The 23645-nt window shown below is 55.2% G+C and carries 23 protein-coding genes, 2 tRNA genes and 1 pseudogene; 15 read left to right on the top strand and 11 right to left on the bottom strand.

Going from position 1 to position 23645, the window contains the following annotated elements; genetic code table 11:
• The first annotated feature begins 2 nt into the window (after positions 1–2).
• From CWM58_RS15225 to CWM58_RS15205, 5 genes are all read left to right on the top strand, one after another.
• Positions 3–392, top strand: a complete 390-nt coding sequence (locus CWM58_RS15225; protein ID WP_100681245.1) for a RidA family protein — start codon at positions 3–5, stop codon at positions 390–392.
• 126 nt (positions 393–518) lie between these two features.
• Positions 519–1478 (top strand): quinone oxidoreductase family protein, encoded by a 960-nt coding sequence (locus CWM58_RS15220; RefSeq protein WP_100681244.1) that lies wholly within the window; start codon positions 519–521, stop codon positions 1476–1478.
• Between the two features lie 397 nt (positions 1479–1875).
• On the top strand, positions 1876–2772 hold the full coding sequence (locus tag CWM58_RS15215; RefSeq protein ID WP_008804189.1) for an ABC transporter substrate-binding protein: 897 nt from the start codon (positions 1876–1878) through the stop codon (positions 2770–2772).
• Positions 2769–3707 carry an amino acid ABC transporter permease gene (locus CWM58_RS15210; RefSeq protein WP_008804190.1) on the top strand — a complete coding sequence of 313 codons (939 nt, stop codon included), beginning with the start codon at positions 2769–2771 and terminating at the stop codon, positions 3705–3707. The genes CWM58_RS15215 and CWM58_RS15210 overlap by 4 nt, the downstream gene beginning before the upstream one ends.
• Positions 3700–4461, top strand: coding sequence for an amino acid ABC transporter ATP-binding protein (locus CWM58_RS15205; protein ID WP_008804191.1), 762 nt, complete (start codon positions 3700–3702; stop codon positions 4459–4461). The genes CWM58_RS15210 and CWM58_RS15205 overlap by 8 nt, the downstream gene beginning before the upstream one ends.
• Here the strand turns inward: CWM58_RS15205 and CWM58_RS15200 are convergent.
• From CWM58_RS15200 to purB, 4 genes are all read right to left on the bottom strand, one after another.
• Positions 4456–5799 (bottom strand): MmgE/PrpD family protein, encoded by a 1344-nt coding sequence (locus CWM58_RS15200; protein WP_100681243.1) that lies wholly within the window; start codon positions 5797–5799, stop codon positions 4456–4458. The genes CWM58_RS15205 and CWM58_RS15200 overlap by 6 nt on opposite strands.
• Before the next feature lie 167 nt (positions 5800–5966).
• Positions 5967–7151, bottom strand: a complete 1185-nt coding sequence (locus tag CWM58_RS15195; protein ID WP_100681242.1) for an amidohydrolase — start codon at positions 7149–7151, stop codon at positions 5967–5969.
• The gene (locus tag CWM58_RS15190; RefSeq protein ID WP_100681241.1) at positions 7152–7688 is read right to left on the bottom strand and encodes a GNAT family N-acetyltransferase; all 537 of its coding nucleotides are present in this window, start codon (positions 7686–7688) and stop codon (positions 7152–7154) included.
• Positions 7685–9067 carry an adenylosuccinate lyase gene (gene purB / locus CWM58_RS15185; protein WP_049156838.1) on the bottom strand — a complete coding sequence of 461 codons (1383 nt, stop codon included), beginning with the start codon at positions 9065–9067 and terminating at the stop codon, positions 7685–7687. Before purB ends, CWM58_RS15190 begins: the two co-directional genes overlap by 4 nt.
• A gap of 224 nt (positions 9068–9291) precedes the next feature.
• On the opposite strand from purB, the pseudogene CWM58_RS15180 reads away from it, so the two are divergent.
• Positions 9292–9660 (top strand): annotated as a pseudogene (locus CWM58_RS15180) (aminotransferase class I/II-fold pyridoxal phosphate-dependent enzyme); the annotation flags it as partial.
• A gap of 238 nt (positions 9661–9898) precedes the next feature.
• Here CWM58_RS15180 and CWM58_RS15175 read toward each other — a convergent pair.
• A tRNA-Asn gene (locus tag CWM58_RS15175) sits at positions 9899–9974 on the bottom strand.
• A gap of 100 nt (positions 9975–10074) precedes the next feature.
• On the bottom strand, positions 10075–10875 hold the full coding sequence (gene mtfA, locus CWM58_RS15170; RefSeq protein ID WP_162677286.1) for a DgsA anti-repressor MtfA: 801 nt from the start codon (positions 10873–10875) through the stop codon (positions 10075–10077).
• Between the two features lie 90 nt (positions 10876–10965).
• On the opposite strand from mtfA, the gene CWM58_RS15165 reads away from it, so the two are divergent.
• Positions 10966–11055, top strand: a tRNA-Ser gene (locus CWM58_RS15165).
• A 274-nt stretch (positions 11056–11329) separates the two neighbouring features.
• On the opposite strand, the gene ompC is transcribed toward CWM58_RS15165, so the two are convergent.
• Entirely contained in the window at positions 11330–12475 is a 1146-nt protein-coding gene (gene ompC, locus CWM58_RS15160; protein WP_100681240.1) for a porin OmpC, read from the bottom strand.
• Positions 12476–13013: 538 nt separating this feature from the next.
• Here ompC and drpB point away from each other — a divergent pair.
• The 4 genes from drpB to CWM58_RS15140 all read left to right on the top strand — a co-directional run bounded on the left by drpB (position 13014) and on the right by CWM58_RS15140 (position 15997).
• Positions 13014–13295 (top strand): cell division protein DrpB, encoded by a 282-nt coding sequence (drpB, locus tag CWM58_RS15155; protein ID WP_100681239.1) that lies wholly within the window; start codon positions 13014–13016, stop codon positions 13293–13295.
• A 42-nt stretch (positions 13296–13337) separates the two neighbouring features.
• Positions 13338–14045, top strand: a complete 708-nt coding sequence (locus CWM58_RS15150) for a phosphohydrolase (protein ID WP_100681237.1) — start codon at positions 13338–13340, stop codon at positions 14043–14045.
• A gap of 76 nt (positions 14046–14121) precedes the next feature.
• Positions 14122–15522, top strand: coding sequence for a DNA cytosine methyltransferase (locus tag CWM58_RS15145; protein WP_162678268.1), 1401 nt, complete (start codon positions 14122–14124; stop codon positions 15520–15522).
• Entirely contained in the window at positions 15503–15997 is a 495-nt protein-coding gene (locus tag CWM58_RS15140; protein WP_100681235.1) for a very short patch repair endonuclease, read from the top strand. The genes CWM58_RS15145 and CWM58_RS15140 overlap by 20 nt, the downstream gene beginning before the upstream one ends.
• On the opposite strand, the gene yedA is transcribed toward CWM58_RS15140, so the two are convergent.
• Positions 15972–16883 carry a drug/metabolite exporter YedA gene (gene yedA, locus CWM58_RS15135; RefSeq protein ID WP_100681234.1) on the bottom strand — a complete coding sequence of 304 codons (912 nt, stop codon included), beginning with the start codon at positions 16881–16883 and terminating at the stop codon, positions 15972–15974. The two genes, CWM58_RS15140 and yedA, sit on opposite strands and share 26 nt — an antisense overlap.
• 182 nt (positions 16884–17065) lie before the next feature.
• Here yedA and CWM58_RS15130 point away from each other — a divergent pair, with 182 nt between their 5' ends.
• Positions 17066–17977, top strand: a complete 912-nt coding sequence (locus CWM58_RS15130) for a DUF808 domain-containing protein (protein ID WP_100681233.1) — start codon at positions 17066–17068, stop codon at positions 17975–17977.
• 114 nt (positions 17978–18091) lie between these two features.
• Positions 18092–19771, top strand: coding sequence for a cellulose biosynthesis regulator diguanylate cyclase DgcQ (dgcQ, locus tag CWM58_RS15125; RefSeq protein ID WP_100681290.1), 1680 nt, complete (start codon positions 18092–18094; stop codon positions 19769–19771).
• Positions 19772–20070: 299 nt separating this feature from the next.
• On the opposite strand, the gene CWM58_RS15120 is transcribed toward dgcQ, so the two are convergent.
• Positions 20071–20292 carry a YodD family protein gene (locus CWM58_RS15120; RefSeq protein WP_165784174.1) on the bottom strand — a complete coding sequence of 74 codons (222 nt, stop codon included), beginning with the start codon at positions 20290–20292 and terminating at the stop codon, positions 20071–20073.
• A gap of 133 nt (positions 20293–20425) precedes the next feature.
• On the opposite strand from CWM58_RS15120, the gene dsrB reads away from it, so the two are divergent.
• On the top strand, positions 20426–20617 hold the full coding sequence (gene dsrB / locus CWM58_RS15115) for a protein DsrB (protein WP_061154037.1): 192 nt from the start codon (positions 20426–20428) through the stop codon (positions 20615–20617).
• A gap of 32 nt (positions 20618–20649) precedes the next feature.
• On the opposite strand, the gene rcsA is transcribed toward dsrB, so the two are convergent.
• Entirely contained in the window at positions 20650–21273 is a 624-nt protein-coding gene (rcsA, locus tag CWM58_RS15110) for a transcriptional regulator RcsA (protein ID WP_061154038.1), read from the bottom strand.
• Positions 21274–21645: 372 nt separating this feature from the next.
• Here rcsA and yedD point away from each other — a divergent pair, with 372 nt between their 5' ends.
• Positions 21646–22080, top strand: a complete 435-nt coding sequence (yedD, locus tag CWM58_RS15105; protein WP_165785798.1) for a lipoprotein YedD — start codon at positions 21646–21648, stop codon at positions 22078–22080.
• 45 nt (positions 22081–22125) lie between these two features.
• On the opposite strand, the gene amyA is transcribed toward yedD, so the two are convergent.
• Positions 22126–23613 (bottom strand): alpha-amylase, encoded by a 1488-nt coding sequence (amyA, locus tag CWM58_RS15100; protein ID WP_100681231.1) that lies wholly within the window; start codon positions 23611–23613, stop codon positions 22126–22128.
• Positions 23614–23645 lie beyond the last annotated feature (32 nt).

The raw sequence follows: 23645 nt of genomic DNA, 5'->3' as shown, positions 1-23645 counted from the left end.
ACATGACAGCACGCGAAGCCGTTTTTCCCTTCGGTCGGCAGACGCTCTATGAGCGCAATCGCTATTCACCGGCCATCAAAGCCGATGGTTTTTTGTTCGTTTCGGGGCAGGTTGGTAGCCGCGAGGACGGCTCGCCTGAGCACGATCTGCAAGCTCAGGTCAGGCTGGCGTTCAATAATCTTAATGCTGTGCTCGCGGCGGCGGGCTGCACGTTTGGTGACGTGGTAGACGTTACCCTCTTTGTCGTCGATCCCGAGTCAAATCTCGACGCTATCTGGAGTATTCTGCCAGAATATTGGGGGGAGGCGCCTTACCCTACGTTGACCGGGATCGGCGTGACCTGGCTTTACGGATTCACGTTTGAGATAAAGGTCATTGCCAGACTGCCCTAAGCGTTATGAGTCTTTCCGCCAGTCGAAAATTCAATAGGGCAGCCTGCGCTGCCTGTGGGGGTCTATGCCGGATCGGGAGAGTGCGCCAGACGGGTGCGGATTAACGGAGGGGACAGAGGACAATTTATGAAAGCAGCGGTTTATGACGTGGCAGGCGCTCCCGGCGTCCTGAAATATGTCGATATCCCCGATCCGATCACCGGGCCTGACGATATCCTGATTGCTGTCGAGGCAATCTCCATTGAAGGAGGCGATCTGATCAACCGCCGTTCAACTCCGCCGCCGCTTCCTTCATGGGTCGTGGGCTACGCGGCCGCGGGCACAGTGGTTGCCGTCGGATCGAATGTCCGTAGCCGTAAGGTTGGGGACAGAGTCGCTGCTTTTCACCTGCAGGGATCACATGCGGAACGTTGGGCGGTACCCGCGGAACATACCTGGCTTATCCCCGATGGCGTGGAGATGCCTGAAGCGGCGGTGGTACCGATTTCTTTTGCAACCGCGCATCATTGTCTTTTCACCCGAGGCATGCTCCGACACGGAGAAGCCGTCCTTATTCAGGCCGCGGCGGGTGGCGTGGGGCTCGCGGCCGTTCAGCTTGCCTCGCAAGCCGGCGCAACGGTCATCGCCGTGGCAAGCGGAACGCAGCGCAGGAGCCGGTTACTTGAACTGGGTGCCGATCATGTCGTGGATCGTGCCGAGCACAACATCGTAGACCGTGTCCGACAGTACACCCAGGGTACCGGTGTGGACCTCGTCATCGATCCGGTGGGGACGACGCTGCCTGCTTCGCTTTCTGCACTTGCCCCGGAAGGACGTCTCGTCTTCGTCGGTAATGCGGGCGGGGGGAATCTGACTGTCGACTTGTGGTCGCCAATGCAGTCTAACCAGACACTCATGGGAGTCTTCATGGGCCCCCTTTTGGCAAGGCCTGGAGTGCGGGCCAGTGTGGACGACCTGTTGCAGGCTGTAGCAGCAGGGCGTATCAAGGTGGTCATTGACCGTATCTTCCCCTTGGCTAACGCTGCTGCGGCCCACGAATTCGCTGAGACAGCGAAACCGCTTGGCCGCGTCGTGATGAAGCCATGAGGTGCGTTTGACCAGTACGCGTGCGCCAGGCTAATGACTTGCATCTGGTATCAAGGCGATTTACCTGACGCATAGCAGGCGTGAGCGCACGGTTAAAACCGCAGAATATCAAAGGGAGTGGTTTAACATTCTTTTGAGCCAGCGAGTGCTGCGAGCCCGCGGCGCTGACCTTGAGTTTGAATGAAAAGCGTTCTTTAGCCCGCCCCTGACTTTCCCATTTTTTCGAAATCTTTATCTCTTTTTCTCATTTGTCAGTAAAAGGCATATGCCCGCAGAATCATGTCTAAGGCAGGGCGGGTGTTGCACTATCAATGATAAAACCCCTCTGATGGCCTTGCCTCTTTTACCACACCTCTTTTGTGGTTTTTACAGGTTTTAACCAGGAAAAGGCTTCTTTATGACGTTATCTAAATTACTGCTTCCTTTGCTGATTGCCGGGAATCTCTCTTCTGCGTGGGCTGCCGGGCAGGTTGTTCCGTCCTCTACCACCTTTCATGTCACCGCTGATGAGGCGCTGAAAAGTAAGCTTCCGCCGGATATCGCCAAACGCGGATATATCGTTGCAGGCACCAATCCGAATACGCCCCCAACCACTTTTTTCCAGGAAGACAATAAAACGCTCGCCGGGCGTGAGATTGATGTGATGAATGCCGTGGCGGCAAGGCTCGGTGTGGAAGTGCGCTGGCAGGATACCGGCGGTTTCGACAATATTATTCCGGGGTTGAAATCGGGTCGCTATGACGTCGCACTATCCAATATCAACGCCACCAAAAAACGTCTCGAGCAGGTCGATTTCGTCAGTTACTACGATGCGTCGCGCCTGGGGGTCATCTCGCGTAAAGACGCCAATATTGCGCCATTTACCTCTTTTGAGGCTGTGTGCGGGCAGGAAGTGGGCGCCGGCGCGGGCACTACGCAGATAGGGCGTCTTGAAGCTGCAAGCAAAATTTGTACTGATGCGGGTAAGCCGCCGATCAAGATTGCCGTATTCCCGGATCGCCCTTCAGGCGTACAGGCCGTGGTCAGCGGTCGCGTACCGATGTTCTTCGGCCCGTATGAAGGTCTGACCTATCAGGTTAGCCAGGTCAAACCGCTGACGCTGACCGGCACTATTCATGTTGATGATGCGCCTGTCTCCGTGGCGTTCCCTAAACAGTCGGGGCTGGAAGAGGCGGTGCAGGCATCCCTGAACTCGCTGATCAAGGACGGGACTTACCAGAAAATCCTCGATAAATGGTCCATCGGTTTTGGCGCAGTCAAAGAGTCAAAACGTAATGAAGAGATTTTCGGATGAGCAGTGAAACACACGATCAGCAGCCGGAAGAACTGCGGATCATCGGTAAAAAATATATCGGGCGCTGGATAAGCGCCCTGATCGTATTGCTGATATTGCTGGCTATGGGGAACTCCATGCTCAGCAATCCGCGTTTTGAATGGTCGGTGATTGCCGAAAACTTTACCGGTCCGTCGATCATTCAGGGCGTACTGATGACATTGCAACTGACCGCAATTTCCGTGATTTTTGGCTTTGCAGGCGGCACGATCCTGGCGCTGATGCGCCTGTCATCCAATCCGGTGCTGGTCGCTGTCAGCTGGGGGTATACCTGGTTTTTCCGCGGGGTGCCGATGCTGGTTCAGTTATTTCTCTGGTACAACATTGCCGCGCTTTACCCGACTATTTCGATTTCGCTGCCGTGGGTTGGTGAAATCTGGAGCGCTTCTGCGAACTCACTGATTAGCCCGTTCAGTGCTGCCGTGATTGCATTAGTCATGCATCAGTCTGCCTATGCCGCAGAGATTATCCGCGCTGGGATCCAGAGCGTCGGCACCGGACAAGTCGAGGCTGCACGTGCTCTGGGTTATCGCCCGGCACAAATATTCCTCCACACCATTTTGCCGCAGGCGATGCGCGCCATTCTGCCTCCGGCCGGGAATGAAGTGATCGGTCAGTTGAAAACCACAGCGGTTGTCTCGGTGATTTCATTACAGGATGTGCTGTTCTCCGCGCAGATTATTTATCAGCGCACCTATGAAGTGATCCCGCTACTGCTGGTCGCCACGTTGTGGTACCTGCTGCTGACATCATTGCTTTCAGTGATTCAGTATTACGTTGAGCGACATTTCAGCCGCAGTAGTCACCGCAAGGTAAAACGCAAAGCCGGGAAAGCGTCGGCATCCGGCGCGGTAAGTACCCCCAGTATCAGCGCAGGAGAAACCAGCCATGGGTGAAGCCATTGAATTTCGCAAAGTCACTAAGCGTTTCTCCGGTAATACCATTCTGGATGAAATCAGCCTCGATATTCCGGCCGGTTCGGTCACGGTGATCCTCGGGCCTTCCGGTTCAGGGAAATCCACCTTGCTGCGTTGCATTAATCATCTTGAAAAACTGGATGGCGGCACGATCCGTATCGGTGGCGAACTGGTGGGTTATCAGCAGAAAGGGCAGGCATTGTATGAACTGAGCAGCCGCAGAATCGCCGCACAGCGCAGCCGTACCGGCATGGTATTTCAGCAATTTAACCTGTTTCCGCACCGCACCGTTTTGCAAAATATTACCGATGCGCCTTTGCGGGTGAAGAAGCAAAACCGTGAGCAGGTACTCAGTAAAGCCCGCGCGTTGCTCCGGCAGGTTGGGTTAGCCAGTCGTGAAGATGACTGGCCGCAGCAGCTTTCCGGTGGGCAGCAGCAGCGTGTAGCCATTGCCCGTGCGCTGGCGATGGATCCTGAAGTGATGTTGTTCGATGAACCCACTTCCGCGCTGGATCCTGAACTGGTGGGCGAAGTGTTGCAGGTGATCAAAAAGCTGGCGCACTCCGGGATAACGATGGTGATTGTCACCCACGAAATCGGCTTTGCACGAGAAGTGGCAGATAACGTCATCTTTATGGAGGGTGGCAAGATTGTGGCGTCGGGGCCAACGAAAAGTGTACTCGATGAAACGGAGAACGTCCGTGTCCGTAATTTCCTGTCGACGGTTTTATAATGACGCTGCGTTAATTTGTTTCGCAAATAACATATCAACCAGCCGCGGCAGACTGTCGCGGTTTTCCAGCCTGCTCAGCGCCACCAGCTCCACCCGCTTTGCGTCTGTGAGGTCGGGCAAACAGGCACGCAGTTTTGCCGGTAAATCAAACGGGATCGCCAGGCTTTGCTGCCGCGTGAAGCGCTGTTGCAGCACGCTGCCGTCACGCAAAAACACCGTCACCTGATGAAAACGCGCGGCCGGGTTCCGCTCGTCCGGCGGTGCGGAGAAATCCGGGCAACGCGCCACACTTTCTGCCAGCGCGGCAATATCTGTCGCCACCGGCGCCGATGAGAAATCCTCTAAGCGTAGTTCTCCACGCAGCAAACATGCCGCAATCACGTATTCCAGACTGAACCTGGCTTCAACGCCGGTGTTGGGTTTTCGCACCGACGCCGCAATATCACCGCCCGGCGGAAAAGACACTTCAATGCGTTCGATAGCTGCGATCAGTACATCCACGCCGTTGCCCGTTTGCAGCCACTCCTGGCGGAGAGCTCGTGCGGCATCGGCAGCGCTATGCGTGCCTCCGCAGGTCGGATAGGGTTTGAATTCCAGACCGGGCGAGATAATCCGCCACGGCGCGCCCCAGCCTGAGATAAGTTTTTCGGGCTGCTGCTGACCGGCGCAATAAGTCGATAAAAAGCTGTCCAGCACGTTGTCCGGCTGGCCGTGAAAGCCTGCCAGCGTGAGCTGTGTGGCAACGACGGCGGTCTGCGCCGCCAGGCCCGCGTGCAACGGTTTGACATCACTGCCGAACTGCGCACGTAAACCCGCAGACTGCGTCGCCGCGATACCCACAATCACTGCCGTTTGCCGTTCCGTGGCATGCACCAGCCGCGCGCAGGCAGCGGCGGCGGCAATCGTGCCGAGCGTAGCGGTATTGTGAAAACCGAGGGTGTAATGCTGAGAACCGACGGCCAGCCCGAGGCGTCCGGACATTTCCACTCCGGTCACGTACGCATCGAGAAAATGTGCGCCATTGATATCGGGTCTTTGTGAGGCCAGCGCCAGAAGCGCGGGCAAAATCACCACGCTGGGGTGACCGCGAAAATCGGGATGGAAATCGTCAAAATCCAGCGCGTGCCCGACATACCCGAGCAGCAACGCGCGGGTCGGCGGATCGTCAGCGCGGTAAACCTGATGCAAACTGTTCAGTCCCGCATCGGGGAAGTCGCCGCGTAAAACCGGCAGGGTAACCGCCAAAAAATCCAGCAACCCTTCCCGTGCTGCTTCATGAGCCGCGGGGGAAGGGGACGAGCTGACGATAAGTTTCGCCAGCGATGGCGTTAATGTCATCGGTGTATTCCCCGTTTCAGGCCTGAGCGACCGGAGATAATAAATTAACGAAAGGTTCACGCTCGCAGAGCGCATGCAGTTGCACCAGCAGGGCGTCTGAAGTCGGGCGCCCGGCAAGGGTCAACGATGAGAATCCATGCCTGGCAAGTCGGTGCCTGCTTGTCGATTCATGCGCTTTTATCCTTGCTGTTTATTTCCGCACTGAGAGTGCGCAGCGCTTGTACCGCCAGTTGCGACAGGTAATGTGCAGTCGGAAACAGGGCGCGATCGTCAACGCGAAATTGTGGATGGTGCAGCGCGTAAGGACCGCCGGAGCCGATCATGATGAATGCGCCGGGCAATTTTTGCTGATAGAACGCGAAGTCCTCCCCTATCGGGCTGGCTTCAACGCGACGGGCTTCAAAGCCGGAACCTTCACCGTGCGCCAGCGCGAAATCCACCCATTTAGCCGTATTGACCACTGACGGCGGGCCTGGCTGCCAGTCGAGGCTGATGTCGGTATCAAATGCCGCAGCGATACCCGTAAGAACCTGCCGCAAACGGCGTTCGATCAGTTCCCGTGTGTCCTGATTAAAGGTGCGGACGGTACCTTCCAGCCAGGCGGAATCCGGGATCACGTTCCAGGTACTCCCGCTGTGAACCTGTGTGATAGAAACCACCGCGTTGTGTGCGGACGGCACGTTGCGGGCGATCAGGGTTTGCAGCGCGGAAATCACCTGTCCGGCGATAATAATCGGGTCGTTGCCTTCGTGTGGACGCGCCGCGTGGCTGCCGGTACCGGAGATGGCGATCGCAAAGCGATCCACGCCGGCGGTTAATGCGCCGTCTTTGCTGCCGATAACGCCAACCGGCAAAGAGGGATCGTTATGAATGCCGAAAATGACGGCAGCGTTATCGAGCGCGCCGGTGCTAATCAGCGCCGACGCACCGTGACCGGTTTCTTCCGCCGCCTGAAACAGAATGCGCACCGTGCCGGAAAGCGAATCTTCCTGCGCTTTCAGCAAAATCGCCGCGCCAAGTGCCGCCGAGGTGTGGAAATCGTGGCCGCAGGCGTGCATCACTCCGGGATTTTGCGAGGTGTAATCCACAGCGGATTTTTCTTCAATCGGCAGGGCATCGATATCAGAACGTAGCACCACCAGTTCGCCGGGATTGATGCCGCCAATTTCTGCCACCAGACCAGTTTTGAGCGGCAAATCTATCACGCGGATTTGATACTTCTCCAGTACCGCCCGGATACTGGCGGTGGTGTTAAATTCGTCGTTGGACAGCTCCGGATGGCGGTGCAGGTGGTGGCGAAAATCCTGAATAAACGCCGCCAGTGGCTGATGTTCCTGCGTGATATCTAACATTTAAACTCCTGTAGGTGGCTGACGTTCCAGCCAGCGGGCGTGGCTTTTTTCATCGAGAATTTTTTTCAGGTACAGCGTGATGTGTCCTTTGCCGAGGTCTCTTTCAAAGACCGGCTGAAAACCCAGTTTCAGGTACATATCGCGCAGCCACGGATGGCTGGTGGCGGTGCCGAGTGAGTAAGCCGGGGCTTTCAGTTCGCGGATCAGAATGTTGTCTTCCAGCCAGCCCAACAGTTTTTTGCCGAGGCTCTGACCGGCGTAATCTGGATGCGTGCCAAACCAGCCAATATGCGGCAGGCCCAAAGGGCCGGGCATTGCGCCCCACGGGAAGCGCAGGGTAACCGAAGCCACCATCCGCTGGTCATCAAAGAGCGCAAACACCGCATGATCGTCGAGGTGTTGTGTCACGCGTGCCAGATCGGCGGTGGCAGCATCAAACTGAATCCCGAGCGCTTTGATTGGCGCGTAGGCGGCCAGCATCAGTGTCAGATAATCGTGTTTATCATCCAGCGTCAGCCGCCTGAAATGTTGTGTCATAACCCAGATCCCTCAGGAGAAGTCAGATGACCGGACTGCTCGGCAAAGCGGATGACGTCATCGACTTTTTGCGCGGCGCAGCCGGTGTAATGAGCCGGATCTAACCAGTGGTCAAGATCCCGTTCAGTAATACAGGCCGCCAGCACCGGATGCGCAAGCAGAACGGTTTTAAAAGCGTGTCGTTTTTCAAACGCCTGCATGGCGCATTCATAAACCAGATGATGCGCGGTTTGTTTACCGAGTTTTTTACCGACCTCAAACATCACTTTTTCGGACAGTAGCAGGCCGTCCTGCATTTGCAAATTCGCAAGCATGCGTGCTTTATTGACCGTCAGGCCGGAGAGAATCGATTGAGCATTTTGCAGCTGTGCAGAGAGATAAATCGAGATTTCCGGCAGGGCGATCCACTCGGCGCGCCAGCTCATCGCATCACGTTCATGCTCCACGTGCATCGACTGATAAATCAGTGATGCGCTGTGCAACAGCGGCTGTGTCAGGCTGGCAAGACCTTCGAGGGCAGCGGGATTGCGTTTGTGCGGCATGGTGGTGGAGCCGATTTTCCCGCTGCTGAACGGCTCTTCGACTTCATTAATTTCGGTGCGCATCAGGTTGTAAAGTTCGTTGCCGATTTTGCCCAGAGTGCCGCTGATCAGCACCGCCACCGAGGCGTATTCTGAAAAGCGGTCACGCGCAGCCTGCCAGCCGATATTCGGCGTACTGAGGTTCAGGCGCGCCAGTGTGCGGCGTTCTACCTCCGGACCCACTTCGCCAAGCGCAGCGTAGGTACTGATCGCGCCGCTGATATTACCGGTCAGCAGACGCGGCGTGATGGCGGCAAGACGGTCGAGATGACGGATAAACTCATCCAGCCAGACGGCGACTTTAAAGCCAAACGTGGTGGGCAACGCCTGCATACCGTGGGTGCGGCCTGTCATCAGCGTGTACTGATGCTCACGCGCCAGCGCTTTCAGCTCATTCGCCACGGCGGTGCTGTCACGGACGATCACTTTCAGAGTTTGTGCCAGCTGTAAAACGGTGGCGGTATCGATGATATCCTGCGTGGTTGCGCCGTAATGAATGTATTCCCCTGCGTCACCGCATTGCTGTTGCAACGCGGTGAGCACCGGCATCAGAGAATGTTTCATCTGCGCGCCGGAGGCGGCGATGTCCTTAATATTCAGCTGGCTGGCATTGGCCAGCTCCGCAATGCTCAGCGCGGCCTGTTGCGGAATCACACCCAGCTCACCTTCGGCCAATGCCAGCGCAACTTCGACATTGATTTGCTGTGTCAGGCGATTTTGCTCTGACCAGATTTCCCGCATTTCGGGTGTGCCAAAATTGTTGCCAAGTAAAAGAAAATCTATCGGATGTGAGGACATAATACTCTCGTCTTATATAAGGGATAATTAACGTTGTTTTAAGATCGTCATTAAAAACACGATATCGAAATGGCGTATCAGGTATGGAAAGATGCCAGATGCGTCTGTTTTCATTGCGTTAAATTAGCCCTGACTGACACTATCATTTCTTTGATCCAGCACAGCATGCAAGGGGTTTATCGGCTATAGCAAAAATCAATCTATCTTATTGAGAATAAGTTAATCTGGCAGCCTTTAACGGCGGGCTGGATTTTATTGCGCCACAGGTTGCGGCTTATCAGCAACGGCGCGATGTGATAACCGACATTCTGGCGAATATTGACGGGCTGGAGTTGCGGGTGCCGCAGGGCGGTTTCTTTGTCTTTTGCCGCTGCGCCGGATTAATCGGACGTTACCGGCCAGACGGGGCGAAAATCGAAAACGAAGCTGACGTGCTGGATTATCTGCTGGAAAGCGGCGTGTCCGGCGTTGGCGGCAGCGCATACGGCTTATCGCCCTATTTTCGATTATCGATTGCCACAGACAACGCCACGGTAGCTGAAGCCGGGCGGCGCATTGCATCGGCCTGCGCGAAACTCAGTCCCGCTGAGTAAACTTAAAAAGTTTTTCGGTAGGCTTAAAACTGCGGAATTTCGTGTCGTAAAAAGACATAGGTCACCGCAAAATCGAACTGAAATGACCCCGAATATTGCCTGATGCGGAGGAAGGAATGAAAATGCATCAGGAAAACTTCTCACGCTAACTTGTTGAATCTACATCGTATAAAGATTCGTGAAGAGGCATGAAAACCGAAAAGCAAAAAGCCTGCTCGAAAGCAGGCTTTTTTAAATTTGGCTCCTCTGACTGGACTCGAACCAGTGACATACGGATTAACAGTCCGCCGTTCTACCGACTGAACTACAGAGGAATCGTGTGAACGAGGCGCATACTACTGGCCTCGTATTTTTGTGTCAACACTAAAATTAACCTGCTGATTCAAATGGCTAAATTTAGCTCAAGGCGTTGTTTTAGTGAACAATGCGCCGATCGTCTTCATCCTGCAGGCCATTCTCACGTATCCGCTTCAGCGGATCCTGCTGGTAAAAGTGGCAAAAACGCTGCCACAGGGCGGGGAAGCGGGGAGCGAACAACTCGGGCGCGCTGAAAAAATATTCCGAGAGGACGGCAAAGCACTCCGCAGGATCGGTGGCGGCATAGGCGTCAATGCTGGCAGCGCTTTCCCCCACCAGGTCTATCTCATCCTGAATATTGTTCATTGCCGCATGGAGATCGTGTTCCCAGCCGGCGACCTCGCGTAGCGGGATAAGCGGCACGCCGCTGGCCCGATCGCCATTCCTTGCATCCAGTTTATGCGCCACCTCGTGCACCACGAGGTTAAAGCCTGACGCATCAAAGGAGTCCTGAATATCCAGCCAGTTCAGCACCACAGGCCCCTGCTGCCAGCTTTGTCCTGATTGCACCACCCGCTGGTTGTGGACCAGACCAATATCATCCTCCCATTCATCATCCACGACGAACGGGGCAGGGTAGATCAGCACTTCATGGAAACCGTCCAGCCACTCTATTCCCAGCTCAAGCACCGGCAAACAAAAGAGCATGGCAATGCGTGCCTGATGCAGCGGGGTGAGCTCCAGCCCCTGGAGGGCCACCAGACGTTTTTGCTGTAAGAAACGGGCAGCCATCTGAGTAAGCTTGCGCTGCTCAGTGGGTGAAAGATGGGCTAAAACCGGAATGGCAAGCGCTTGCTCCCAGGGCATCTCTGCGTTGCCGGACTCATCATCTGCTTTCCAGGGCCATTTAAACATCATATCGCTCGCAAAGTCGTCACTTGAACACGATTACCGAAACGGGAGCTATTAAAATGCCAAAGATCCTGGCATTATAGCAACCACAACAGCGGAGAGATGCCGGAGCGGCTGAACGGACCGGTCTCGAAAACCGGAGTAGGGGCAACTCTACCGGGGGTTCAAATCCCCCTCTCTCCGCCACTTTTCTCTTTATGACCATTCCCCTTCGATCACACCGTTAGCTTCAGGTATAACGCCTGCGCTGGGGTATCGCCATCATCATCGTCCTGGTTTCAGCGTAGAGACGCGGTAGCGCGCGTTATCCTTTTAGGACCTTATCGCTGCTTTTTGCCCGAACGAGCTTAAACGCATCATAAAGAGGGAAGGTACGCCTGGAAAGCGGCAATGTCGAAAAGAGTGATCTCAACGGAGCGGGAACATAAAAAAGCCCGCTGAACGCGGGCTTTGACGGGCATCAGAACTGGTAAACCAGACCGAGGGCGACGATATCATCGGTCGCGATACCGCTGTTTTTGTAGAAGCGGTCGTCTTCATCCAGCAGGTTGATTTTGTAATCCACATAGGTGGACATATTTTTGTTGAAGTAGTAGGTCATGCCCACGTCGACATACTTGACCAGATCCTTGTCGCCGTAGCGAGAATAGGTGTAGAGATCTTTCCCCTTCGACTGCAGATAGGCGATAGACGGACGCAGCGGTAAATTGTAGTCGTCGAACTGGTACTGCGCGACCACTTCAAAGTTCTGCGTTTTGTTGGCGATCCCGCCAAAACTGTCGCTGCCATAGAAGGTCATGTTGCGGGTTTCTGCATACATGGCGGCCAGATAGATGTTGTTGGCGTCATATTTCGCGCCGACGGTCCAGGCATCGGCTTTATCGCCATTGGCATAGCGCTGACTGCTGTGTGCCGCTGCCTGTTGGTTATGGGTACGGTCCGAAGACGAATACGCTGCCCCCACGCTGATCCCCATATCAAGATCGTAGTAGCTGGAGATACCGAAACCGTCGCCATTTTCCCGCGCCAGTTTACGCTCACCACCGTTATTAGTGCCTTCGCCAGAACCGGCGTTTTCATTATTACCCTGATACTGCAGAGCGAAATGCAGACCGTCGACGAGGCCGAAGAAATCGCTGTTACGGTAAGTCGCTACGCCGTTGGTACGGCCGGTCATGTAAACGTCGGTCTGGGTGTAGGTATCGCCGCCGAATTCCGGCAGCATATCGGTCCAGGATTCAATGTCGTACACCACGCCGTAGTTACGACCGTAATCCAGTGAGCCGTAGTCGGCAAACTTCAGACCAGCGAAGGCCAGACGGGTCCAGGAGTTTGCGCCTTCTTTTTCAGTGGTATTTGCCTGAATGTTGTATTCCCACTGACCGTAGCCAGTTAACTCGGAAGCGATCTGCGTTTCGCCTTTTATACCAAAGCGAGCATAGGTCTGATCGCCATCCTCTGAAGCGTCGTCAGAGAAGTAGTGCAGGCCGTCGACTTTTCCGTAAAGGTCCAGTTTGTTGCCGTTGTTGTTATAGATTTCCGCGGCATTAACGGCATTGGCCATTAATAATGCCGGTACCATGAGTGCCAGTACTTTTCTTTTCATTATATATTCCCTTTTAATGATAATTTCTATGAATTATGACAATCCCTCCGGAATGACTATCAGATACTAACGACTAAGTTCATTTTTATTTAAAATAAAAGATGTAAATAAATAATGTAAAATATTTCAATTTATTTCTATTTGGTTCTTTATGTTTTTTATGAATGATTTTGGGTGTGGTATCATTTTGTTATATAGCAATAGGATATGATGTCATTTGATAGATTTTGTTAACTCAATGAAATGGATTGTATGAATTAACATCAAGACATTATTCATCACGAAAATTGATTTTCTACCGGCGAAAATAATCAAAAAATTATCAATACAACACCCGACCTTCCGCGCCGAAATAAACTTTGTCCATGGGGCGAATAATACATAAAGCACTCCAGCGCGCGCTCACCGGCAGCATAAGTCGCAGGTTGACGCAGAAGATGGGGATGAAACTGCTGCCTGCTGCGCAGGTTGACGGTATAATGTGACGCTTGTCACGTTTTGAGTGGCGGTAGTGTGTTGTGTCACGGAGAGGAATGAGATGGAAGAGCAGGCAAAACGCAGCCCCGGAGGGAAGCTCGCGTTATGGGCGTTGTATGCTTTTTGCGGATATTGTGTCTGGGTCATTGTGCGTTACTGGTGGGTGGTCGGAAAAATTCAGAGCGTTCCCGGCGCCAGCGTGGAGGGCGATTTTGGAACCACGACGGGTAAGTGGCTTGGTGCGCTGTTGGGTATGTTAGTGCTTGCGGGCATTGGCGCGATCCTCGGGGCGGTCGTCTGGTATACCCGGCCGTCTCGCGGCGAGCAGGATCATCAGCGGTAAAGTTGCTATGCTCGAGGCTGACCTTCACATAAAGGAAAGCCTATGGACCTGGTTGACTGGCAGCAACGATTTGAGCACTGGATACTGATGCATTACGCGCAGGATGATGCCGCACACGATCTGTCCCATTTTCGTCGCGTCTGGGCCACGGCTACCCAGTTGGCCGCCGGGGAGGAAGTCGACCGACTGGTGCTCCTCACAGCCTGCTATTTTCATGACATCGTCAGCTTGCCGAAGAATCATCCGGAGCGTAGCCGTTCCTCGATGATGGCCGCCGAGAAAACCCTCGCGATCCTGCAATCCTCTTTTGCCGATTTTCCCGTGGAGCGTTACGCGGCGGTCAGCCATGCCATCGAGGCGCACAGCTTCAGCGCGGCGATCCCCCCGCGCACGCTGGAGGCGAAAATCGTCCAGGACGCCGACCGTCTTGAGTCGCTGGGGGCGATTGGTCTGGCGCGCGTCTTCGCCGTCGCCGGCGCCCTGAATACCATCTTGTTTGATGCTGAAGATCCGTTTGCTGACCGGCGGGCGCTGGATGACCGCAGATATGCCCTTGACCATTTCCAGTGCAAACTCCTGCGCCTGCCGGAGACCATGCAGACGGCCAGGGGAAAAGAGATGGCGCAGCACAATGCCCGCTTCCTCGTCGAATTTATGGCCAAGCTCAGCGCCGAGCTGCAGGGGGAGCCGCGGGCGCTGGATGAAGCGGTTTTGCGCCGCTTTGCACCGCAGGCGTCAACCGACCAGTGATTTATGGTACTCTCTGCAAAAATCGTCCGCGCTGGTTGAGGATATGCCGCAAAAGTTAATTAAGGAAAACAGGTCGTTGCCGCTGGCAGAGCAGGCCGGGGAAGAGGCTCAGGCGCTGCTGCGTCAGCTGATGACGATCTATGATGTGAAAACGCTGGTCGCCGAACTGGTAAGCGTCGGCGAACAGCACTGGAGCGCGGCGATCCTCAAGCGCGTGGCGGCGCTCCCCCGCGCGGCGGGGCGTTTGCGTCCGCAGGAGGTCACCCATCTGGCGACGCTGCTGCCGGCGCCGCCAGCTCATCACCCGCATTATGCGTTCCGCTTTGTCGATCTGTTTGCCGGTATCGGCGGGATCCGCAACGGTTTTGAAGCCATTGGCGGGCAGTGCGTCTTTACCAGCGAGTGGAACAAGCACGCGGTGCGTACCTACAAGGCCAACTGGTACTGTGATCCGCAGCAGCATCGTTTTAATGAAGATATCCGCGATGTCACGCTCAGCCACCGCCCCGATGTCAGCGATGACGAAGCGGCGCAGCATATCCGCGAGACTATTCCTCAGCATGATGTCTTGCTGGCCGGCTTTCCCTGCCAGCCTTTTTCACTTGCCGGCGTCTCCAAAAAAAATGCCATGGGCCGCGCGCACGGCTTTGCCTGCGAAACCCAGGGGACACTGTTTTTTGATGTGGTGAGAATCATCGCCGCGCGTCAGCCGGCGATTTTTGTGCTGGAGAATGTCAAAAACCTCAAAAGCCACGATCAGGGGCGCACCTTCCGCATCATCATGCAGACGCTGGATGAGCTGGGGTATGAGGTGGCCGATGCCGGGCATACCGGGCCGGATGACCCTAAGGTCATCGACGGGCGCCATTTCTTACCACAGCACCGGGAGCGCATCGTGCTGGTGGGTTTCCGCCGCGACCTGCAGCTGCATGAAGGATTTACGCTGCGCGATATCGCTGCGCTCTATCCGGCGGTGCGGCCGACATTTGGCGAGCTGCTGGAGCCGACAGTGGATGCCAAATTTATCCTTACGCCGGTGCTGTGGAAATATCTCTATCGTTATGCCCGCAAGCATCAGGCGCGGGGTAATGGCTTTGGTTATGGCCTGGTAGACCCCGGTAATCCCCACAGCGTGGCTCGAACGCTGTCTGCCCGCTACTATAAAGACGGTGCCGAAATTCTCGTCGATCGCGGCTGGGACCGGCCGTTGGGCGAGCAGCATTTTGACGATCCGCAGAACCAACAGCGGCGGCCTCGCCGGTTGACACCGCGCGAATGCGCCCGGCTGATGGGCTTTGAATCGCCCCAGGGTTCGCGTTTCCGCATTCCGGTGTCGGATACCCAGGCCTATCGTCAGTTCGGCAACTCGGTGGTGGTTCCGGTCTTCGCCGCGGTGGCGAAGCTCCTGGCGCCGCGTATCGCCCAGGCGGTGGCGCGTCGCGAAGCGGATGATAACGATGGCGGATGTTCACGATAAAGCCACGCGCAGTAAAAATATGCGGGCTATCGCTACGCGCGATACGGCGATTGAAAAGCGGATAGCGGCGCTGCTGGCCGGGGCGGGATTCACCTTTGTCGCCCAGGATCGCGCGCTGCCGGGACGCCCCGATTTCGCCTTGCCCGACTACCGTTGCGTTATCTTTACTCACGGCTGTTTCTGGCATCACCATGACTGTTATCTGTTTAAGGTACCGGCCACACGGACGGCGTTTTGGCTGGATAAAATCGCCGGCAATGTGGCGCGCGATGCCCGCGACCGGCAACAGCTGGCTGAGCAGGGCTGGCGGATGCTTATCATCTGGGAATGCGCCCTGCGCGGCCGGCTGAAACTAAATGATGAGGCGCTCACCGAGCGTCTGGAAGAGTGGATCTGCGGCGCCGGGCACGACGCGCAGATCGATACGCAAGGGATCCGCGAGCTGGCGTTTACTTCGACGCCTTACAAGGAGTAGCCTCGCTGCGAGCGGGGAAGAGATATTTTCCCAGCGTCACCAGCACTACGGCGAAAATAATCACTGCCAGCGCCAACCATTCAATGAGCGACAGGCTTTCACCGCCAAACCCGGTGCCGAGCAAGACGGCCACCACCGGGTTAACGTAGGCATAGCTGGTGGCTACCGCCGGGGTGACGTTGCGGATCAAAAACATGTAGGCGTTGATGGCGATTAGCGAGCCAAAGATAGCCAGGTAGGCCAGGGCGGCGATCCCGGACCATGAGGGGACATGGGTTAACGTCTCACCGGTCAGCCATGACGCGACCAGCAGGACGATCCCGGCGGCGAGCATCTCGATAGCCCCCGCCATCATGCCGGTTGGCAGCTCAATCCGCGACCCGTAAACCGAACCGAACGCCCAGCTTAGCGAACCCACCAGGATCAGCAGTGCGCCCCACGGATTACCGTTTAAATTGCCACCGCTATTGAGCATCACGATACCCGCCAGGCCAATGGCAATGCCCAGCCATTCCAGTTTACGGGTGGCGATGCCGAAAAAGCGGCTGAAGCACAGGGTGAACAGCGGAACAGTGGCAACCATCACCGCCGCGATCCCTGACGGGACGTGCTGATGTTCGGCGAGGGTGACGAAGCCGTTGCCGACGGCAAGCAACAAAATCCCGATCAGCGCGGCGTTAAGCAACGGCCGGCGCGCTGGCAGCTTATGGCCGGTGGCCAGCAGCCAGCCCAGCAGTAGCACGCCGGCAGAGAGAAAGCGAATACCGGCCATCATCAGCGGCGGCCAGCTGGCGACGCCGACGGCGATGGCAAAATAGGTAGAGCCCCAAATGATATACAGCGCAAACAGCGCCCCGATAAGCGGTAACAGCTGACGGGTAGACATACTTCCTCACGACGGTGCAGAGATAGAAAGGGGACATATAGTAAACGTGAAAACTATCGTGCTGGCGAGCGCTTAATTTGCGCGAGTTTGTTAAATTTATATTGACTAATTGTACCTTGGGCACCGGCCGTTTTTTAACGCATACTCGAGGGAGACATTGATGAAAAGAGAAGGAAATTATTTTGGCAGGAAGTAGTCTTTTAACGTTACTCGATGATATCGCCACGCTACTGGATGATATTTCCGTGATGGGCAAGCTGGCGGCGAAAAAAACAGCCGGGGTATTGGGGGACGATCTGTCGCTCAATGCTCAGCAGGTGACCGGCGTGCGAGCGAATCGTGAACTGCCGGTCGTCTGGGGCGTGGCGAAAGGTTCGTTCGTTAATAAAGTGATCCTCGTGCCGCTGGCGCTATTGATCAGCGCTTTTATTCCCTGGGCGATTACGCCGCTGTTGATGCTGGGAGGCGCGTTCCTCTGTTTTGAAGGGATGGAGAAGGTGCTTCACAGCCTGGAGGCGCGCAAGCACAAAGAGGATCCTGCGCAACGGCAGCAGCGTCTTCAGGCGCTGGCGGAACGTGATCCGCTGGCCTTTGAGCGTGACAAAGTGAAAGGGGCGATTCGCACCGATTTTATTTTGTCCGCGGAAATTGTCGCCATCACCCTCGGCATTGTGGCGGAAGCGCCGCTGCTCAATCAGATCCTGATCCTCTCCGGGATCGCGATTCTGGTCACTATCGGGGTCTATGGCCTGGTGGGCGTGATCGTTAAGCTGGACGACATGGGTTACTGGCTGGCGGAGAAACGCGCTGCGCTGGCGCAATGGCTGGGCAAAGGATTGTTAGTGGTAGCCCCCTGGCTGATGAAAGTGCTCTCCATCGTCGGGACACTGGCCATGTTCCTTGTTGGTGGCGGAATTGTGGTTCACGGCATTGCGCCACTGCATCATGCCATTGAGCACTGGAGCGCGGGGCTGGGCGGGATATTGGCTTCCCTGCTGCCGGTCATTGCCAACCTGGTGCTGGGTTTTATCATTGGTGCAGTGGTGCTGGCGGGCGTGAAAGTGGTGAGCAGCCTGCGCCGGTCGGTGAAGTAGTGTGGTTGCACACAGCGCGACGGCGCTGCGTCGTCTACGCTAAAAGCGCGCCCGGCATCGACAGAACCGGGGCGCTGACGTCGTCAGGTTTGCGCTACGTACTGCGAGAGAATGATGGATAAGCCACTTCGGTTGAAGATGAAAAAGCTCCGCCACCTGACTCGCCCGGCGCATGTGGTTAACGTTTGTTTTATCGTGGTGCTTTTTTTCTCCACGTTACTGATCTGGCGTGAAATCAACGTCCTGGAAGAGGCCTACGTGGCCAACCAGCGTAATAATCTGGCTAATGTCGCCCATGAAATGGATGGACTGCTGCAGTTCAACATCGACCGGATGATGTTTTTTCGCCATGGTATGCAGTCTGCGCTTGAACAGCCGCTCGATATCGACGTATTGCGTAGTGCCAGCCAGCGCTATCTGAGCCAGCGCCATCAGGAAGCCTGGCGTGTGGCGCTGCCGAACCGTCGTACGCTGCCGGTGTTTGGCGTCTCGGGCAGCGTCGTTGGCAACAACCCTATGCTGCTGAAGGACGATCCGCTCGCGGCTGATGAACTGATGGCGACGCTGGAGCTGGGGTATCTGTTGAATCTGACGCAACATAACCGCGATTTCGCTGAGCGAATGCAGTATATCTCCCGCAGTGGCTTTTTCACTTCGACCCTGCCGCTGCGGGACGAGTCGCAGGTGATGACCCACTATTCGCAAGCCATCGGCGCCCTCTGGTTTACCCGACAGAGCCAGCGGAATAATCCGGGGCGGGGCGTTATCTGGCAAACCTTTCCTGACGACGATCCACAGCTGGAAGAGCAAGTGGTCACCGCCTCGATACCGCTGGATTTCGCCGGCTACTGGCGCGGGGTGCTGGCGATGGACTTCTCGGTCAGTGAAATAAAAGCATTTTTGGTCAGCGCCATGCAGGGGGGGCAGGAGGGGGAGTACCAGCTTTATGATAGCCATTTGAACCTGCTGGCCTCTTCCGCGCCGGGGAATGTCCTGACGCTTTTGTCCCCCCGTGAACAGGAGTTGCTCAGCCGCGCGTTTGTCCATTATAACCAGGGGGGACTGCGCTTGCTGACGCGCTATATCAGCTGGGCCAAACTGCGCAATTTTGACGGCGTGCTGCTGCGGATCCACACTCTGCGGGAAGGCGTGCGGGGCAATTTTGGCACCATCACCATCGCTCTGACCCTGATGTGGGTTCTCTTCACCTTGATGCTATTGCTCTCCTGGCTGGTGATCCGCCGCATGGTCCGCAATATGAGCGTCCTGCAAACCTCCCTCGAATGGCAGGCATGGCACGATGCCTTAACCCGTCTGCTCAATCGCGGGGCGCTGTTTGAACAGGCGATGGTGGTAGCCAGCGCCTGCCAGCGCAGTGGACGACCGCTGGCGGTGATCCAGCTCGATCTGGATCACTTCAAACGCATTAACGATCGCTATGGTCATCAGGCGGGCGACAGAGTGCTATCGACGGTGGCCAGTACCCTTGCCAGCACCGTTCGTGAGGGCGATTTGCTGGGCCGCGTGGGTGGGGAGGAGTTTTGTGTCGTGCTGCCGGATACCACGCTTCAGGAAGCGGCGGTGGTGGCAGAGCGGCTACGCCTGCGTATCCAGCGCCGGGAGGTCTTTTTGCATAACAATGTGACGCTGCGGGTCAGTGCGTCGCTGGGGGTCAGTGCCAGTGAAGAGCAGGGGGAGTATCAGTTTGAAGCCTTGCAGTCGGTAGCCGATCGTCGTCTCTATCAGGCAAAGCAGAACGGCCGCAATCAGGTCTGTTTCGACAGCGAAGCGTGAGCAAAACGTTTCGCCCGAATCAGCTAAAATGAGATTTTTCTTAAAGTGTTCGACAGGGATCTCGCTATCGAATGAAACCGGTTTGCGGCGAAGCCTTCTCGCATCAGCCCTGTAGCCCCGTTCCTTGCAAAGCGCCAACATTCTCAATAATTTGCGCCATGAATATCTCTTGTCATGCAAAATAATTGAGGATAATGTTTTAACGCATCGGATTTCCCGGTGTAACGAATTTTCAAGTGCTTCTTGCATTAGCAAGTTTGATCCCGACTCCTGCGAGTCGGGATTTTTTTCGCCCACCGTTAGCGGTTGACTTCACTGGCGCTGAAATCGTGAATATCGAGCTCGAAGGCCTCCGCCAGTTCGCGCCAGGTATGGGCTCCTCGACCATCAATACTGGCACGATGCGGGTCATCCAGTGTGCGATGGACCTCGCTTTCGCTAATCTCATTAATCGCTGCCAGCAGAGCATCAACATTGATATCAACGTCGTTCCCGGCCTGGCCTGTCAATCGATTCTTCATCATTACCCCCTCGCTGAGCGTCGCTCAAGCCTCTTTAAGTATAGTCAGTCTAAAAAAACAACAGTCATGGGCCGCAACGCTGCGAGTTGCGTGGTTTTGTTCTACACTGGCTGAAAAATAGAGGAGATTGAATATGCAGGTGAACGATCGTGTCACGGTGAAGACCGACGGTGGCCCACGTCGATCGGGGGTAGTGCTGGCAATTGAGTCGTTTAGTGAAGGGACGATGTATCTGGTTTCGCTGGAAGACTATCCTTTGGGGATCTGGTTTTTCAATGAAGTGGGGCACCCGGATGGGATCTTCGTCGAAAAAGAAACCTCATAAAACGGGACTGGCGGAACCACCGCCAGTTTGTTTCAGCGCAGGTTCACCTGAATACCTGAAGTGACGTTTTCGGTAAGCCGAACGATATGGTAAATCACCTGTTTATTGTGCGTCTGTATTTTCTTTTTAATATTGCCTTTATGTGACGATACCGTCTTCGCTTTGATGTTCATTTGCGTTGAAATTTGCGACGTGCCATGCCCGGCCATCCACATTTGCAGCATATTGGATTCAGTCTTACTCAGCGATAAAGTCGGTAAATTTAATTGCCCCAGACTGCTGTTTTTGTATTTAAGATAATTAACCAGAATAACATCAAGGTCTTTTGGCGTTATCGATTTCGAACTGATCAGCAGGTTTTTCCGTACCCGCAAATAGCGGTCAAAATGAATGTTTGCCAGCGACATAAAGATAACAAACAGCGTCGCCGGGTTTTGCGTAATGATCTGGCGAATAATGCCATTACTTTCATCATCATGCACGAAGCAGTCTTCATTAAGAAACACCACTGCCGGACAGCACGAGGCGCAATGTTTTTGCAGATCTGCCGCGCAATGGACCTCAACGATTTCCTGTTTTTTAATTCCCCGACTGGTCAGATAACCCGTTAAGCCTAACCGGGTATAGCTGCACAAATCCATAATCATCGTTGACATGACCCATCCTCAATCAACACGTAACGATATTCACTTCACACTCACTTTGTGAAGCAGTCCTTGCGAGCGGTATATAGTAGGTTTAAGAAAGAACCCATTAGTTCCATTAAACTATTCCGCATCTATGCATATAATTTGCCAGGAAAACTCTTAAAGTAAAGTCGAGAACCGGTAGTGTGAGCGGATTAAAAACAAAAAGTGCCCACAGATGCTATGGTTAGGCCCCAAACAATATTTTATTTTCGGAATTTCCTTATTTCAAATGAAGGTCGGATTGCCGGCTTCTGTCTTGCCCGGTTTTTCCGCCGGGGGCGGGGGTGGAAGGCTTAACGCTTTAATGCCACAATACTTTTTTATCGGCTTGTGGGATGAATGATGAAACAGTTAGTTTTTGCTGGCATGGTGTTGGCGCTGGCCGGATGTGTGCAGGTTGATCATTACGATGACGTCGTTAAAGCGCCGGCGCCGGCTGGCCTTGAGGGCTACTGGCAATCGAAAGGGCCGCAGAGTGAAATGATGAGCCCTGACGCGATCGCCAGCCTGATCGTCACCAAAGCAGGGGATACCTTCGACTGCCGCCAGTGGCAGCGCGTAATCGCGCAGCCGGGTAAACTGATGAACCGCGATAACCAGATCTATAATGTTACGGCTTCCCTGGATATCTATCCGATCGAGCGTGAGGGCAATACCCTCTCCTACGACCGTATGACGTTGACCCGCGTTGAACGCCTCACCCCCGAGTGCGAAAAGGCGTGGGCCAAAGCGCGTACGACAGGGACCGTCAGCGCGCCGGCTTCCGCGCGCTGAGGTTCCGGCGGGCCCGTTCGGCCCGCCAGGTACATCGCCCGCTGACTACAGCACGGCTTCCATCACCCACACGCTCACGCTGCCCCCGTTGCAGGTAAAGGTCGCGCTACCGTCGTCGTCGGTTTCGACAATCTCTTCCCGGTTGCCGAGAAAATCCCGCCAGCGTTTATTGCCATAGTTCTCACCCAGCGTCAGGTTTTTTTCTCCCTCATCACCATTGGACATCACTACCACGCAGCCGGGATCCTCGTCGGTGCCGCTACGGCTGAAGGCAATACAGTTGGGGTGATCGAACCACAGCGTTTGCACGCCGTGAGCAAAGCGCTGACGGGCGTCGATCAGTTCATGCAGTTGTTCGATAACGGGCATCTCAATGGCGTAGGTTTGTCCATCGCCGCCGGTATCTTCATAGGATGCGCCGAAAAGATCGGCATAAAAGACCGACGGCACGCCATTTTCACGCAGCAGGATCAGCGCATAGGCAAGGGGCTTGAACCAGGGTTCAACCGGCGCCTCAAGGGCCTGCAGCGGCTGCGTATCATGGTTTGTCACCAGCGTCACAGCGTGAAAAGGGTCGGCTTCCACCAGCGTGCCGCTGAAGATCTGGCTCATGTCATAGTCGCGTCCCTGGCGTGAGGCTTCATGAAATTTCATCTGCAGCGGGGCATCGAACAGCATCGTCTTGCCCTCGACCAGGTCGATATACTGCTGGAGCTTTTCCACCTCATGGGACCAGTATTCCGCGACAATAAACAGCGGCTGCGGCGCCACCTCCTGGACGTGCTCGATCCACACTTTGTAAAACCAGGCGGGGATATGCTTCACGGCGTCAAGACGAAAACCATCGCAGCCGGTCTGCTCCATGACCCAGCGCGCCCAGTATTTGATCTCCTCGGTAACGGCGTGATTACGAAAATCAATGTTGGCACCCATCAGGTAGTCGAAGTTGCCAAGCTCATCGTCGACCTGCTCGTTCCAGCCTTCGCCGGTGTAATCGTTGACGATTTTAAACACGCCATCTTCCGTCGGGTTCTCAATGTGATCGATGCCGCTAAAGCATTTGTAGTCCCAGACAAATTGCGAATACTGCCCGGCTCGCACCGGAAAGGTATAGCGAGTCCATGCCTCGCATTCAATGATCTCCTCGGCAATCTGGGTGCGATCCTGCTCATCGACGCGCTGCACCTGCAGGGTTTCTTTTTCATCGGCGCCCATTTTGTGGTTCACCACCACATCCAGAAGCACGGCGATATCATGCTCTTTCAGAGCCTTCATCGCCGCCAGCAGCTGCGCTTTATCGCCATATTTGGTGGCGACTGAGCCCTTTTGATCAAACTCACCGAGGTCGAAGAGATCGTAGGTGTCATAGCCGACGGAATAACCGCCCGAGGCGCCTTTATAGGCGGGCGGCAACCAGACCATATTGATGCCGATTTCATTCAGACTGGGGGCCAGCGCTTCGACTTCACGCCACAATTCGCCGCCGGCGGGGTAGTACCAGTGAAAACATTGCAACAAAGTGGGGTTTTTCATCTTCCATGCTCCAGACGTCAACAGGCTGACCT

The organism is Klebsiella sp. H-Nf2 (assembly GCF_002806645.1).
GTDB classification, from domain to species: Bacteria; Pseudomonadota; Gammaproteobacteria; order Enterobacterales; family Enterobacteriaceae; genus Klebsiella; species Klebsiella variicola.
The sequence above is the reverse complement of the archived record's forward strand: the minus strand, read 5'-3'. Positions and strand labels throughout refer to the sequence as shown.